A 13814-nucleotide genomic window follows, 5' to 3' on the forward strand; every position below is an offset into this window, starting at 1 on the left:
AAACAATAACCATAAACTAAACAAAACAGATCTTAAAGAAGGCGCGGCTGCGGGCGCCGCCGTAGAGCTTCAGGGTCATGGATTGGTGCTGAGTTGCTTAGGAGTTGCGGCAGAGCCGTTGGATGTCGGGGATGCGATAAAGGCTGTTGATGTCGCTGGGCTGAGCCTCGGCCAGCTTTGTGTTCTTGGTGAGACCGTTGCTTGCCCCAAGCCTGTTGGCGAGGCTGGCCTTTTCCGCACCTCGGGCTGAGCGCCATTGGGCGCAGAGCTCCAGGTTGCCAAGTGCCGATGGAGCAACCAGCAAAAATGACATCAGAAGGTGGATGGCTTTGACCCTTCAGCGGCGATAATTGTTGCAGTAGTAGACGCGTCAGCTATGACCATCGCCTTGTTGATTGCCCTTGCCGGTTCCTTGGCCCTGATGGCTCTCATCGTCAAGCGTCTGGAGCAGGCCTGAGCTAGCGGGTGCCTGAGGCTGGGAGGCACGACTCACCTGCACAGGATTGGTCTTGGCCCGCTTAGCTGTGTACATGGAGTTGTCCGCTGCTGCCAGCAGCTCCTCGTTTGTGTTGCCGTGCTCCGGATAACGGGCGATGCCCACGCTGGCCGAGATGGCGATGCCCGGGTCGAGTTCGCCGAAGGGTGCTCGGCTCGCCTCCACCAGTTTCGAGCCCATCTTCAGCACCTAGTCGCCCACATTGTGGCCGAACTGGTCACTTACAGACTTGAAGCCATATCTGCTTGTAGAAGGCGTTGTTGGCCATCAGGATCCGGCCTTGGGGGTTGGTCACGAGAATCCCCTGACTGCTCTCCTCAAACACCGTGCTGGACAAGGACAGTTCCTTAGCGGCGGCTTCGCTCACCGCCAGGGCTGTGCGGGTGGTCAGATGATTGCTAACGAGGATCCGGCTGATCAGGGCGGCCACCATGCTGAGGCTGCTGCCGATCAGCATGGTGATCCAGAAGGCGTTGCCAATTCCGTTCGGGCCCACCTGCCGGGAGGCCAGCTGCACTCCCACCAGCCAGGTTCGGCCGGCAATCTCCAACTTTTCGTAGGAGGGATGGCTCAGGCCGTCGCTCCCTATCAGGTTGAGGTTGTCGTATAAGACATTGCGGGCGAGTGGTTCTGTGCCATCGAACACGAGTACACCGGTGCCAGCTAGATCGTGGTTGATGATGCCGCTGAGGGCGCTGTTCACCACATCTTTCATCCTCAGTGCGGAGAAGGCCCAGCCCCGCAGGGTGAGGTTGGTTGCACCGGGGATCTGAGCCTGATCGGTGTAGATCGGCAGAAAAATCAACACGCCTCTCTGCAGGTCCTCCTGGGTTTCCTGCACGAGTTGAACTTTTTCACTCAGGCTGGCTTTGCCCGTTTTCCATGCTCGGTCCATGGCCTGGCGGCGCTCCGGTTCGGAATACATGTCGAAGCCAAAGGCCCTGTGGTTGCGCCAGTCGAAGGGCTCCAAGAATTCGGTCGCGCTATAGGCCGGTCGGGCCCCCGGTGGTCGCACCTGGAACTTCGGAAATCCTTCCTGGCGGATGCGCTGTTCAAAGGCAGGTAGAGCGCTGGCTTACTTCTGTCGAGGCATTGAACAAACCCACCACGGCTCCCAGCATGGTGATGTTGATCTCGAGTTTGGTGCGCAGGGCCTCGATCACGTTATTGACCAGGGTGCTCTCGATCTGCAGATGTTCCTGTTTGCCGAAGCGGCGGGTCTGATCGAGCAGCGCCATGGTGCTCAGCAGGCCAGTGGCCAGCACCAAAAAAGGCAGCAGGTCGAGCGCCCGCCGCCTACGCCAGAAACTGCTGAAATGCTGGATCAGGATCCGGGGATCTACCCTCACTGCGGTATTCCTGACAACAATCAAACGCTAGCCATGGCGCCTTCGGCTCGCCCGGCTGCGGTAGGAGGAACTGAATGAAAAAGTCTGCCGCTAAGATTGGATTAACAAAGCTTTTAGTCCATGCTGACCCAAGTTAATCCTGGATTTCATGTTTGGCACGTCAGGCCCCCGCGATGATGCTACCGGTGTTGTGTTTTTATCACTGGTGCCTGGTCAAGAGTACGAATGGCATGAAAACCCAGTGCTTCAGTGGATCGTGCCAATCGTGGGGCGCTGGTTTGTGACAACGATGGATGGGGTGAGGGTCGAGATGGGGCCCGGCGAGATATCGTTTGGTGCTGATCAGAACTGTCGACTTATTGAAGGTCGTAGAGGTCATCTTTCTGGTGCTGTGGGCTCGGAACCTGCGGTGATCATGTTGATCCAGGTGGCCTCGAATCCGTTCGGAGTTGTTTGAGAGGGGTTGATCAAGATCGATAGAACCTAGGGATGTTATGGGTAACCCAGTTCACCCTCGCTGCTGGGATCTTTGATGTATCACCTCCCCTCAGCTGTCCCTGCTTCTTTGATCAACCGCTGAAGCCTGTCCAGCAGCGACTCATTACTCATGCGGTTGTTTAGCCGCTCCGCCAGCAAGGGGAAGGCCAGCGGGCCGGGCCGGGCGGTGCGCTCCAGCTGCAAACTGCATCGCTGCAGCCGCTGCAGGGCCACGGTGATCCGGGGCAGATCCAGCTGGTCGGTGAGCACTTCCGATCTGGCCTGGGTCAATAGGCGGTTGGCAGGTTCGTGGCGGCTGAACACATCAAAAAGCAGGGCGGCACTGATCTGCAGTTGACCGCCGGATTTGGACTGGCCGGGGTAGCCGTTCAGCACCAAGCCGCTGATCTGGGCAATGGCGCGGAAACGTCTCCGGCATAGCTCTGAGAGGTTGATTGCCTGCTCCAAGTCGTCCTTGAGATTGGTGGCGTCGAGCAGTTCTTCGGCGTGGAGCTCAAATAACTCTTCAAATGGATAGTTTTTTGGCGCTAGCAGTTCAAAGCCGTAGTCGTTTACCGACACCGTGATCGTGCTGGGCTGGTGGCGCGCCAGGCGCCAGGCCCAGAGAAAACCCAGGCCCTCGTGCACAAAGCGCCCTTCAAATGGATAGGCATAGAGGTGGCTGCCCTCACGGCTATTACATACCTCCACCAGCAATTCGTGTTGCCTTGGCAGCCTGGAGAGCTGTACCTGGCGCTGAAGCAGTGGCTCCAGGGCCATAAGTTCGGGGCTATCGAGCTTGGCTTCCCCCGCCAGGGCGCGGGCGCAGCGATCCACTTCGGCGCGCAGGTGCTGGCTGAGCAGGTCGGAAAGGGCCATCTGGCCGCCAGACCAGGCGGGCACGGTGCTGCTCTTTTTAGAGCTGGCCTTCACCTGGGCCGTCATCTCCCGCAGCCGCACGAATTCCAGTTGACGGCCGGCAAAGAAGAACACATCGCCGGCCTTGAGCCGGCCGATGAAGGCCTCTTCCACATGGCCGAGCACGGCGCCGCGCACAAAGCGCACGGTCACGGCCCGGTCGGCGGTGATGGTGCCGATGTGCAGGCGGTGCATCCGGGCGATCGCCTTTTCCTTCACCAGATAGAGATCGCCATCGCGCTCGAGCTTGCGGTAGCGCGGATAGGCACCAAGGCAGTCGCCGCCGTGCTCGAGGAAGCGCAGGCACCACTGCCACTCGCTATCGCTGAGCTGGCGGTAGCTCCAGGCGGTGCGGACCGTTGCCAGTGCCTGCTCCGGTTCGAATCCTGGGCCGCAGGCCAGGCTGGTGAGGTGCTGGAGCAGCACGTCGATCGGTGCCGTCGGTGGTCGGCGCGCCTCTACCAGCCCCTCGCTCAGGCCCCGCCGCAGCGCGCTCAGCTCCAGCAGCTCCAAGGCATGGGTGGGCATGAACAACACCTGGGAGGTGCCGCCGGGGAGGTGGGCGCTGCGGCCAGCTCGCTGCAGCAGCCGGGCCACATTTTTGGCAGAGCCGATCTGCACCACGCGCTCCACCGGCTGGAAATCCACGCCCAGATCGAGGGAGCTGGTGCACACAACCCAGCGCAGGGCTCCTGCTTTCACCCCGGCTTCGATCGCTTCGCGCTCGGCCCGGTCGATGGCGCTGTGGTGGAGCGCTAACGCGTGTTCCATTTCCGGGCAGGCGTAGCGGAGGCACTGGTGCCAGCGCTCGGCCTGGTTGCGGGTGTTGGTGAACAGCAGGGTGGAGACGCCGGGTTCCAGGGCCGCCACCAGATCTTCATAGCGGCGCAGGCCGAGGTGGCCGGCCCAGGGAAAGCCGTCGATCGTCTCGGGCAGCAGGCTGCGGATCTCCGTTGCCCGGGCAATCGGTGCGGTGATCAGGCGGGGTTGGCTGGCGGCACCCAGGGCGCTGCGGGCGGCCTCTTCGATATTGCCGATTGTGGCGCTGATCGCCCAGGTGCGCAGGCCCGGCTGCTGGCTGCGCAGCCAGCTCAGGCAGAGCTCGGTTTGGCTGCCGCGTTTGCTGCCCATCAACTCGTGCCACTCATCCAGCACCACCGCCTGAAGGCCAGCAAATAGGGCAGGGGCCTTGGGATTGGCCAGCAGCAGGCTGAGCGATTCCGGCGTGGTGATCAGGATTTCGGGCGGGCTGCGCAGTTGCTTGCCCCGCTCGTAGCTGGAGGTGTCGCCATTGCGGATGCCCACCCGCAGCGGCCAGCCCATCGCCTCGATTGGCTGCTGGATCGCCAGGGCCAGATCCCGGCCCAGGGCCCGCAGGGGCGTGAGATAGAGCAGGCGCAGGCCGGCGCTGGGCTCGGCCAGCAGCTCCGCGATCGGACCCATCACGGCGGCATAGGTTTTGCCCGAGCCGGTGGGCACCTGGATCAGGCCGCTCTCGCCGGCGAGGTAGGCCTGCCAGCACTGGCGCTGAAAGGGCAGGGGCGTCCAGCCCTGAAGCTCAAACCAGGCTTCGATCGGGGCCAGGAGATCGCCGGACTTTGGTTGGCCACGGGGCTTCCGGCTCATGGCTGGGCCGCCAGCAGGGCCAGGGCGCTGGCCAGGGTGTCGGCTTCGCTGGCCGGTTTGTCGTGGCGCCAGCGGGCGATGCGGGGGAAGCGCACGGCGATGCCGCTTTTGTGGCGGCTGGAGCGCTGCAGCCCCTCAAAGGCCAGCTCGAACACCTGCAGCGGCTGCACCGCCCGCACCGGCCCGAAGCGCTCGCTGGTGTGGCTGCGGATCCAGCGATCCAGCGCCGTGATCTCGCCATCGTTGAGGCCGGAGTAGGCCTTGGCGAAACTCACCAACTCCCCCTCGGCGTTCCAAAGCCCAAAGGTGTAATCGGTGAACAGGTTGGCGCGGCGACCGCTTCCGGCCTGGGCATACAGCAGCACCGCATCGAGGGTGTAGGGATCGCGCTTGTGCTTCCACCAGTGGCCCCGCTTGCGGCCGGCCAGGTAGGGCGAGGCGATGCCCTTGAGCATCAGCCCTTCGGCGGCGGCGCTGGCGGCCTGCAAGCGCAGGGGCTCCAGCTGCTCCCAGGCCGTTAGGGGTAGGCGGGGGGATAGGCGCAGGAGCCCGGCTTCAGGGGGGGGTGTCGTTTCAGGCAGGTATTGGAGCAGCTCCTCCAGGGCTGAACGGCGCTGGCTCAGGGGTCGCTGGCGCAGGTCGTCGCCCCCCAGCTCCAGCAGGTCGTAGGCCACGAAGGCCGCCGGACACTCGGCCAGCAGCTTGCGCCCTGGCGCTTTGCGGCCCAGGCGGCGCTGCAGCTGGGCGAAGGGGGCGGGCTGGTCGGAGCCTGCGGGCCACACCAGGATCTCGCCGTCGAGCACGGTGCCGTTGGCCAGGCACCCTGCCGCTGCGAGCAATTCGGGGAAGGCGGCACCTATTAATTCTTCGCCGCGGCTCCATAAAAAAACCTCGTTGGCGCGGCGGATCAGCTGGCCGCGGATGCCGTCGAACTTCCACTCCGCTTGCCAATCGCTGGCGGGGCCGGCCGGCTGCTGCTCCAAGGGCGATGCCAGGTAGAAGGGGTAGGGGCGGCTGGGCACCGCTTCGGCTCCATCGGCTAGGGCCAGCAGGGCGGTGAGGGCGGCAGCACTGGGCTTGAAGCCGCCCATCAGCCGGTGCTGCAGCTGCGCTTCCTCCAGCCCACTGAGGCGTGCCAGGGCGCGCACCACCAGCCCCTGGGCCACGCCCACCCGCAGGCCACCGGTGAGCAATTTGTTGGCTACCAGCAGTTCGGATCTGCTGAGGCCCCGCCAAAGCTGCCGCACCGCTTCTGCCTGCTCGCTGCCCTCCAGGGCGGCGGCGGCCGGCAGCAGCTGCTCCATCCAGGTGTGTAGGGAGTGCTGCAGGGGTTCGCTCGCCCCAGCGCCCACCTGGGCCCAGAGCAGGGTGATCGTTTCGGCCGAATCACCAACGTGGGCGTAGCAGTCGTCGAACAACCACTCCGGCAGGGGGGATTCCTCCAGGCAGATCTGGCGCAGCCGCCGACCGGTGATCAGGCGCTTGCCCTGCTTGCCCAGCAGCACGTGCAGGGCCCAGGCGCCATCGGCGGCATCAACACCACTGAAGTAGGCGACGAGGGCATCCACCCGGGCCTGGGTGCCGCTGCTGGCATCGAGGGCGCTGTAGAGATCGGCGAAGCGACGCATGCCGGTCTCAGCCCTCCAGCGGTTCGGCGCTGATCCCCTCCACCTCGCGCAGGTAGCGAGCCAGGCCATCGCTGTTGCCGTGGGTCACGTACACCTGGCGGGCGCCGCTCTGCTTGACGCTCTGGATCAGGCCGGGCCAGTCGGCGTGGTCGCTCATCACAAAGCCCCGTTCATAGCCGCGGCGGCGGCGGGCACCGCGCACGGCCATCCAGCCGCTTACAAACCCCGTCTGCGGCAGCTTGAACCGCTTCATCCACACTGAGCGGTGCGCTGAGGGCGGCGCGATCACCAGGCGGCCCGCCAGCGATTCCCCCTTGGCAACCGAGCTCACCGGCAGGGTGGGCGGCAGCCGCACCCCCGCCTCCCGGTAGGCCGGCATCAGGGCCTCCACGGCGCCGTGCAACAGGATCTCATCTTTGACACCGATGGCGGCTAGCTCCGCCAGCAGCCGCTGGGCCTTGCCGAAGGCATAGGCAAACAGGATCGAAGGGCGCTCCGGCGCCGCCTGCCACCAGCTCAGGATCTCGCCGGCCACCTCGGCGCCGCTCTGCCAGCGATAGATCGGCAGGCCGAAGGTGGCCTCAGTAATAAACACGTCTGCTTGCACCGGCTCAAACGGTGAGCAGCTGGGGTCGGCGCAGCGCTTGTAATCGCCGCTCACCAGCCAGCTCTCACCGCCCGCCTCCAGTCGGATCTGGGCGCTGCCCAGCACATGCCCGGCGCTGTGAAACGACACCCGGGCCTCCCCAATGCGATGGGCGGCGCCGTAGTCGACCGGGATCAGGTTGATCGTGGCCCCCAGGCGTTGCCGCAGTATTGCTTCGCTGGCCCCCACCGCCCAATATTCGCCGCAGCCGGGCCGGGCGTGGTCGGCGTGGGCGTGGGTGATCAGGGCCCGGGGCACCGGCCCCACGGGGTCTATCCAGGCCGCCGCCGCCCGGCAGTAGAGCCCCTGGGGGGTGTGCTCCAGCAGGCTGCCGGTGGGGAGGGGCATCTGAACGGGTTATCCCAGTGCAGTCTGTCTGTTGGCTTGAGGGGGGCAAAATCAGCTGCCGAGTTCTTGTTGTTTTCTCTCTACAGGGCTGGGTGGTGGTTGTTTAGACGTGTGCGGAGTTCTGTACGGGCTGTACAGAATCCTGCAGGCGGCGATCAGGGCCTATTGGCCGAGGAAAATCTTTCGCCGTTTGAACTAATGCCCTTTGCCAGGTGGCCCGCAGCGCCTGATTTAACGGCTCATGGCCAGCATCTTTTCGATCGGTGCCAGGGCCCTTAGCCGCAGCGCCTCATCCATCACGATTTCTGGTTCCATTCGATCGAGGCACTGCCACACTTTTTCCAGGGTGTTGAGCCGCATGTAGGGGCAGGCGTTGCAGCTGCAGCCATCGGCGCCCGGCACCTCGAAGAACTGCTTGGCCGGCACGGCCTTGCGCATCTGGTGCAGGATGCCCGGCTCGGTGAGCACGATGAAGCTCTCTGCTGAGCTGGCTTCGGCTCGGTGCAGCAGCTTGCTGGTGGAGCCGATGAAATCCGCCAGATCAAGTAGATGCTGCTGGCATTCAGGGTGCGCCAGCACCTCGGCGCCGGGATGCTCCAGCTTGAGCTGCAGCAGCGCCTGCTCGCTGAAGGTTTCATGCACGATGCAGCTGCCTGGCCAGAGGGTGAGCTGGCGGCCGCTCTGGCGCTGTACCCAGCGGCCCAGGTTTTGGTCGGGGGCAAACAGGATCGGCCGGTCGGCTGGCAGCTGCTTCACCAGATCCACAGCGTTACTACTGGTGCAGATCAGGTCGCTGAGGGCTTTCACTGCCGCCGAGCAGTTGATGTAGCTCACGGCGATGTGGTCTGGATGCTCGGCGCGGAAGGCGGCAAACTCCTCGGCCGGGCAGGCATCCGCCAACGAGCAGCCGGCCTCCAGATCTGGCAGCAGCACGGTTTTGTCCGGGCTGAGGATCTTGGCGGTCTCCGCCATGAAGTGAACGCCGCAAAAAACGATCACCTCGGCGTCGGTGGCGGCGGCCTTGCGCGAGAGCTCTAGCGAGTCGCCGATGAAGTCGGCAATGTCCTGAACGGCTTCGTCTTGGTAGTAGTGCGCCAGGATCACGGCCTTGCGCTCCTGCTTCAGGGCGCTGATCGCGGCGGGCAGATCTTGCGGTGCGTGGTTATTGGTGGCGGTGAAAACCAACCCGGGGGCCTCAGCTGATGCAGGATGGCACGAGCCTAGGCAGCAGTGATGGCGGTATCCGGCGGGGGGAAAAGGCTCCGCATTGCCATCGCCGGAGATCTGCATGGTGAATGGGACCACAGCGACCATGCGCTGCTGGACTGCCTGGCCCCCGATGCCCTGCTCGTGGTGGGCGACCTAAGCGATGGTCAGCAGCGGATTCCGGCCCTGCTGCGCCAACTGCCCATGCCAGTGGCCTGCATCCTTGGCAACCACGACACCGGCAAGGACGCTTCTGGGCGCACGCTGCAGCACCAGATCGACCTGCTGGGAGAGGTTCACTGCGGCTGGAAATTGCGAGCCCTGAGCCCGCCGGATCTGGCGGTGGTGGGGGGGCGGCCGGCAACCGCCGGCGGTGGCTTCAGGCTTTCTCGGGCGGCGCTGGCTGCCTTCGGCCCGGTGAGCTTGCAGGAGTCGGCCGATCGGATCACGGCCGCCGCCGCCACCGCACCCCCCGACTGGCCCCTGGTGTTGCTGAGCCATAGCGGACCCTCCGGACTCGGCAGCGATGCCACCTCCCCCTGCGGCCGCGACTGGAAGCCACCCGCCTGCGACTGGGGTGATCTCGACCTAGCCCTGGCCATCCGCCAGATCCGCCTCAATCGACCGGTGCCCCTGGTGGTGTTTGGGCATATGCACCACGCCCTTAGGCGCGGCCAGGGGGATCGCAAAAGCTTCTGCCGCGACCGGGCCGGTACCTCCTACCTCAACACCGCCTGCGTTCCCCGCCACGGCACCGATGGCGCCGGCCAGGCCCTGCGGCACTTCAGCTGGGTGGAGCTGGTGGGCCAGGAGGTCGTGATTGCCAGCCATCGCTGGTTTGGCCTTGGTGGTGAGCTGCTCTACGAAGAGCGCCTCTGGACTGCCCCCAAACCGGCCCCTAACCCGGCCCCTAACCCAGCTCCCGAAATGGCGCCGTGCTGATTTATGCCTGCGTCAGTGCCCATGGTTTTGGCCATGGCTCCCGCACCGCTTCCGTTTTAACCGCCCTGCATGGGCTGCGGCCCCACTGGCGCTTGGTGTTGTCCACGGCCCTACCTGAGGCCTTTCTGCGCTCCGCCCTGGGGCCCGTGCCCTTTGAACATCGCCCCTGTCGTTGGGACGTGGGCGTGGTGCAGGCCGATGCCCTAGGGGCGGACGCTGGGGCAACCCTGGCCGCCCTATCGGCCCTGGAAGCTGAGCTGCCCGCCCAGCTGGCGGTTGAGCAGGCCTGGCTGGCCGCCCAAGCGATGCCGCTGCTTGTGCTTGCAGACGTGCCCCCAGCGGCGGCGGCCTTGGCTCGAGGCCTCGGGGCGCCTCTGATCTGGCTGGCCAGCTTTGGCTGGGAGGCCATCTACGGGGCTATGGGTGCCGCTTTCAGCCCCTGGGCCGACCGTTGCCTGGCGGCCTACCGCCAGGGCGACCTGTTGCTGCGCTGTCCCCTGGCGATGCCGATCGACTGGGGCATCCCCGAGCTGTCGATTGGGCTCACCGCCGGTAGCCCCCGGCTTGAGCCGGGCAGCCTGGCCCGCCAGCTGCAGTTGCCGGAAGAGCGTGATCGTTGCGTGTTGGTGAGTTTTGGGGGGCTGGGCTACGACCTGGATCCGGAGTTGCTGCAGCTCTGGCCCGATCACGTGTTTGTTAGTCCCGATCCCCGTTTGGCCCCAGCTGCCAACTGCCGCCTGCTGCCTGCCGGGGTGCGGCCGCTGGAGGTATTAGGGCACTGCGCTCGCCTGATCACCAAGCCCGGATACAGCTCCTTTTGCGAGGCCTTGAGCGCCGGAGTGGGGGTGCATTTGGTGCATCGCGAAGGTTTTGCCGAAGCGCCCGTGCTGGAAGCGGCTTTGGTGCGCCACGGCTGGCACCGGCTGCTCAGCCAGGAGCAGGCCCGCCAGGGGGATTGGCAGCTCGACCAGCCTTTGCAGCCCCCCACTGGTAAGCCATTGGCTGGCCATGGTGCGGCGCAGGCGGCCGAGGCGCTGGCAGCTTTTGTAGCGGGTCGTTCGTTTTAGTCAAAAATTCAGACGTAATTTACCTGGGTCACAGTGATCTGAACCGTTCGCTGTAGTTGTTGACACTGGTGGACACCTGTGTGATTGGCACTAACTCCATCGTGTCTGGGTGGATTGATAGGCAAATTGGCACGAACAAATCTTTTCTACGCATTTCAGATTTGGCCGCCTGCAGGCGGTCTGCCGTTTGATCCGCTCCGGTATGACCTTGCCCAGCACCTGTTTTCGATCCGCCCTTGCCTTGGCTGTAGGCCTCGGCACCCTTTCCCTGACGGCTCCGGTAGCCCAGGCGTCTGAGTTGCTCAAAGGCTCCGAGTTGCTTCAAGCATCTGGGCCCTCTCAGCCCAGCTTCCCCACGGCTATTGCCCTGCCCCTGCCCCCACCGCCGGTGCGGATCTTCGCGATCACGGCTGAGCGCCGCGCCCTGCTCAACACCATTCGCTACGCCGAAGGCACCTGGGCCGATGGCGACGACATCGGCTACCGGATCATGTTTGGTGGCGGCCTGATGCCCTCCCTGGAGCGCCATCCCGACCGAGTGGTTCGCACTGCTCGCTATGCCAGTGCCGCGGCGGGTGCTTACCAGTTCATGCCCTTCACCTGGAACATGGTTTCGCGCTCCTTGGGAATCGCGGCCTTTGGCCCCCAGGTTCAAGACCAGGGCGCCATCTACCTAATCCAGCGTCGTGGTGCCCTGGCCCTGGCTGATCAAGGCGTGTTCTCGCCGCTGCTGGCGGCCAAATTGGCCCCCGAGTGGGCCAGCTTCCCGACCCTCGCCGGCCGCAGCTTCTACGGCCAGCCGGTGAAGCGCTTCCACGACCTCAAGCGCTTTTACGACGACAACCTCAGCCGTCTGCGCGATCAGCAGCCCCAGTCCATAGCCAAAGTTGAAATCAAGCCCGCCTGCGCGCCTGCGGGCTCCCTGCGCTGTCAGCTCGAGGGGCTTGAAAAGTTGGGACCGCGCAGCCGCAGTCAAAATCCCGGCTGAAAGTTCTAACCCTGATCGGCATCTTTGAGCCTGGCCTTACCCACGGTGGCTCCGGCGATTAGGTAGGCGCCAAGAGCTGCCCCGAGGAAGGCCAGGGTATTGCGGGCAACCGGCAGCAGGTCGTTGGTGCGGGTCAGGATCGGGCCCAGCCCTAGGGCGCCAAACAGGATCAGCCACAAAGGTGAGAGCAACAGCACCCAGGCCCACTCCACCTTGCGACCCTCTTTGCGCGGGTAGGAAGCGAAGCCCGCCACCAGGCCGCCGAGCATGGAAGTGGAGAGGGTGAGCAGCCACTGCTCGCGTGGCAGGCCTGGCACCACCTGGCAACCACCCCGCTCCAAACAAATTTCCACCGCTGCTAGGGCATCCACAATGGCGGCGTCCTGGCCGTTGTCGCGCACGTAGTACTGGTTGCCGAAGCGGGTCTGCAGCTCCACCCAATAGGTGCGGGGCATCAGGGCAAACAGGGCATCACCCACGTTGAAGTTGAGCAGGTTGCCGCCGCGCTCATCGGCCACCAGCAGCAAGCTGCGTTCGTCCAGGTTCCAGAAGTCCTTCACCGCCTGGCCTGGGGTGCGGTCGTACTGGGTGAGCACCCGCAGTTTCCAGCCGGTGTCGGCCTCGAAGCGGGTGAGATTTTCTTCCAGGCTGATGCGCTGACCATCGGTGAGGGCCTTGGCCAAGTCGATCACCGGGGTGGGGTGGTCGGGTAGGAGGTCGGGGTTGTCGTAGGCCTGGGCCGGAGCAATGCCCACTCCCAGCCAGCAGGCCAACACCAGCAACAGCGACACCAGCGCAGGCAGCACGGCGTTCCAAGCGCGACCCATACACCTGCCTCAGCGAAGATGCATTCTCCCTGAGCAGGCGACTGAGCGTGAGCTTGCCCCCCTGGCTGCTGCAGCGCTTCGAGGCCGTCGGCGCAGCGGTGCCTTTCCGCACCTACATGGAATGGGTTTTGCACGATCCGTTGCACGGCGCCTATGGGGCTGGCCGGCTGCGCATCGGCCCGGCGGGGGATTTCGCCACCGCTCCCTCCCTCGGTCCCGATTTCGCCGCCCTGCTGGCACCCCAGCTGGCCGAGTGGCTCATTGCTCTGGCGGCCGGTCCCGGGCCCCTGGCCCTGGTTGAGGCAGGGCCAGGCGAGGGCAGCTTGGCCCTGCAATTGGCCCAGGGCCTGGTGGCTGGCTGGCCCCAGCTGGCCCAGCGCCTGGAGCTGGTGCTGGTGGAGCCCAACGAGGGCATGGCGGCCCGTCAGCGAGCCCTGCTACAGGACTGCCCCCTGCCCTGTCGCTGGGCCAGCTTCGCGGAGCTGGCGGCATCACCGCTGCGCGGTGTGGTGCTCGCCCATGAGGTGCTCGATGCCCTGGCGGTGGAGCGGATCGAGTGGGACGGGGCGCTCTGGCGGCAGCAAATGGTGGCGCTGCACGAGGGCCCTGGGGCGGAGCTCTCGCTGCGGCTGGAGCCCGGCGGGCCCCTGGAGCCGGCAGCTGCCGCCCAACTCGAGCCCCTCGGACTCCTGCCCCCCTCGCCCCAGCGCCCTTCCGGCTGGTGCAGCGAGCTGCACCCGGGCCTGGCCCCCTGGCTTGGCGAGTGCGCTGCGGCCGTGGCCGAGGGTCACCTGCTGGTGATCGACTACGCCTTAGAGGCCTGGCGCTACTACGCCCCCCAGCGCTCTGGCGGCACCTTGATGGCCTACCGGGGCCAGCAGGCCAGCGGCGATCCGCTGCTGGAGCCAGGCGCCTGGGATCTCACAGCCCATTTGTGTGTTGAGAGCGTCGATGCCGCCGCTGCCGCCAGCGGCTGGCTGCCCCTGGGCCAGTGCCGCCAGGGCCAGGCCCTGCTCGCCCTGGGCTTGGCCGAGCGACTGCATGGGCTGCAGCAGGAGGCCCCGGCTGAGCTGGCCACAGTGCTGGCCAGGCGCGAGGCCCTGCTGCGGCTGGTGGATCCCGTGGCCCTGGGAGATTTCCGCTGGCTGGCCTACGGCCGGGGTGTGACCCCGGAGCTGCCCCGCTTCAGCCGGGAGCCTGGATCGCAGACTCCAGCCACTGGTTGAGGGCTTGGGGCTGCTGGGTGGGACTGCTGGTGATTTCGATGATCCGCCCGCTGGCGGCCGGGGTTTCCAG

At 65.4% G+C, this 13814-nt stretch carries 14 protein-coding genes; 5 read left to right on the forward strand and 9 right to left on the reverse strand.

Translation table 11 applies throughout. The features are described 5' to 3' along the window. Positions 1-97: 97 nt before the first annotated feature. The 4 genes from KBY74_RS10410 to KBY74_RS10425 are packed head-to-tail and all read right to left on the reverse strand — an operon-like array spanning position 98 to position 1845. Positions 98-313, reverse strand: coding sequence for a hypothetical protein (locus tag KBY74_RS10410; RefSeq protein ID WP_254942639.1), 216 nt, complete (start codon positions 311-313; stop codon positions 98-100). A 57-nt stretch (positions 314-370) separates the two neighbouring features. Next, the gene (locus tag KBY74_RS10415) at positions 371-676 is read right to left on the reverse strand and encodes a diguanylate cyclase domain-containing protein (RefSeq protein ID WP_254942640.1); all 306 of its coding nucleotides are present in this window, start codon (positions 674-676) and stop codon (positions 371-373) included. 37 nt (positions 677-713) lie between these two features. Further along, positions 714-1511, reverse strand: a complete 798-nt coding sequence (locus tag KBY74_RS10420) for a CHASE domain-containing protein (RefSeq protein ID WP_254942641.1) — start codon at positions 1509-1511, stop codon at positions 714-716. A gap of 37 nt (positions 1512-1548) precedes the next feature. Further along, entirely contained in the window at positions 1549-1845 is a 297-nt protein-coding gene (locus tag KBY74_RS10425) for a hypothetical protein (protein ID WP_254942642.1), read from the reverse strand. 148 nt (positions 1846-1993) lie between these two features. On the opposite strand from KBY74_RS10425, the gene KBY74_RS10430 reads away from it, so the two are divergent. After that, positions 1994-2302 carry a hypothetical protein gene (locus KBY74_RS10430; protein WP_254942643.1) on the forward strand — a complete coding sequence of 103 codons (309 nt, stop codon included), beginning with the start codon at positions 1994-1996 and terminating at the stop codon, positions 2300-2302. Positions 2303-2382: 80 nt separating this feature from the next. Here the strand turns inward: KBY74_RS10430 and KBY74_RS10435 are convergent, their stop codons facing one another. The 4 genes from KBY74_RS10435 to nadA all read right to left on the reverse strand — a co-directional run bounded on the left by KBY74_RS10435 (position 2383) and on the right by nadA (position 8673). Beyond that, a complete protein-coding gene (locus KBY74_RS10435; protein ID WP_254942644.1) occupies positions 2383-4866 on the reverse strand; it encodes a ligase-associated DNA damage response DEXH box helicase in 2484 nt (827 codons plus the stop codon). Beyond that, on the reverse strand, positions 4863-6494 hold the full coding sequence (locus KBY74_RS10440) for an ATP-dependent DNA ligase (protein ID WP_254942645.1): 1632 nt from the start codon (positions 6492-6494) through the stop codon (positions 4863-4865). The genes KBY74_RS10435 and KBY74_RS10440 overlap by 4 nt, the downstream gene beginning before the upstream one ends. A gap of 7 nt (positions 6495-6501) precedes the next feature. After that, positions 6502-7488, reverse strand: a complete 987-nt coding sequence (locus tag KBY74_RS10445; RefSeq protein WP_254942646.1) for a ligase-associated DNA damage response exonuclease — start codon at positions 7486-7488, stop codon at positions 6502-6504. 231 nt (positions 7489-7719) lie between these two features. Beyond that, positions 7720-8673: a quinolinate synthase NadA gene (nadA, locus tag KBY74_RS10450; RefSeq protein ID WP_254942647.1), complete on the reverse strand. Its 954-nt coding sequence runs from the start codon at positions 8671-8673 to the stop codon at positions 7720-7722. 48 nt (positions 8674-8721) lie between these two features. On the opposite strand from nadA, the gene KBY74_RS10455 reads away from it, so the two are divergent. The 3 genes from KBY74_RS10455 to KBY74_RS10465 all read left to right on the forward strand — a co-directional run bounded on the left by KBY74_RS10455 (position 8722) and on the right by KBY74_RS10465 (position 11691). Continuing rightward, positions 8722-9636, forward strand: a complete 915-nt coding sequence (locus KBY74_RS10455; protein ID WP_254942648.1) for a TIGR04168 family protein — start codon at positions 8722-8724, stop codon at positions 9634-9636. Then, positions 9630-10703, forward strand: coding sequence for a hypothetical protein (locus KBY74_RS10460; RefSeq protein WP_254942649.1), 1074 nt, complete (start codon positions 9630-9632; stop codon positions 10701-10703). Before KBY74_RS10455 ends, KBY74_RS10460 begins: the two co-directional genes overlap by 7 nt. A 202-nt stretch (positions 10704-10905) precedes the next feature. Further along, positions 10906-11691, forward strand: coding sequence for a glycoside hydrolase family 104 protein (locus tag KBY74_RS10465; RefSeq protein ID WP_254942650.1), 786 nt, complete (start codon positions 10906-10908; stop codon positions 11689-11691). A gap of 5 nt (positions 11692-11696) precedes the next feature. Here the strand turns inward: KBY74_RS10465 and KBY74_RS10470 are convergent, their stop codons facing one another. Then, positions 11697-12518 (reverse strand): TPM domain-containing protein, encoded by an 822-nt coding sequence (locus KBY74_RS10470; RefSeq protein WP_106501610.1) that lies wholly within the window; start codon positions 12516-12518, stop codon positions 11697-11699. Between the two features lie 47 nt (positions 12519-12565). Between KBY74_RS10470 and KBY74_RS10475 the strand changes: the two genes are divergently transcribed. Beyond that, positions 12566-13744, forward strand: coding sequence for an SAM-dependent methyltransferase (locus tag KBY74_RS10475; protein ID WP_254942651.1), 1179 nt, complete (start codon positions 12566-12568; stop codon positions 13742-13744). Positions 13745-13814: the final 70 nt, after the last annotated feature.

Source organism: Cyanobium sp. A1C-AMD (assembly GCF_024346495.1).
Classification (GTDB): Bacteria; Cyanobacteriota; Cyanobacteriia; order PCC-6307; family Cyanobiaceae; genus Cyanobium_A; species Cyanobium_A usitatum.

Bases quoted from the DNA above. Each gene is read 5' to 3' on its own strand.
- KBY74_RS10410 (WP_254942639.1), bottom strand. From the start codon at position 313: ATGTCATTTTTGCTGGTTGCTCCATCGGCACTTGGCAACCTGGAGCTC.
- KBY74_RS10415 (WP_254942640.1), bottom strand. From the start codon at position 676: ATGGGCTCGAAACTGGTGGAGGCGAGCCGAGCACCCTTCGGCGAACTC.
- KBY74_RS10430 (WP_254942643.1), top strand. From the start codon at position 1,994: ATGTTTGGCACGTCAGGCCCCCGCGATGATGCTACCGGTGTTGTGTTT.
- KBY74_RS10435 (WP_254942644.1), bottom strand. From the start codon at position 4,866: ATGAGCCGGAAGCCCCGTGGCCAACCAAAGTCCGGCGATCTCCTGGCC.
- KBY74_RS10440 (WP_254942645.1), bottom strand. From the start codon at position 6,494: ATGCGTCGCTTCGCCGATCTCTACAGCGCCCTCGATGCCAGCAGCGGC.
- KBY74_RS10445 (WP_254942646.1), bottom strand. From the start codon at position 7,488: ATGCCCCTCCCCACCGGCAGCCTGCTGGAGCACACCCCCCAGGGGCTC.
- KBY74_RS10455 (WP_254942648.1), top strand. From the start codon at position 8,722: ATGGCGGTATCCGGCGGGGGGAAAAGGCTCCGCATTGCCATCGCCGGA.
- KBY74_RS10465 (WP_254942650.1), top strand. From the start codon at position 10,906: ATGACCTTGCCCAGCACCTGTTTTCGATCCGCCCTTGCCTTGGCTGTA.
- KBY74_RS10470 (WP_106501610.1), bottom strand. From the start codon at position 12,518: ATGGGTCGCGCTTGGAACGCCGTGCTGCCTGCGCTGGTGTCGCTGTTG.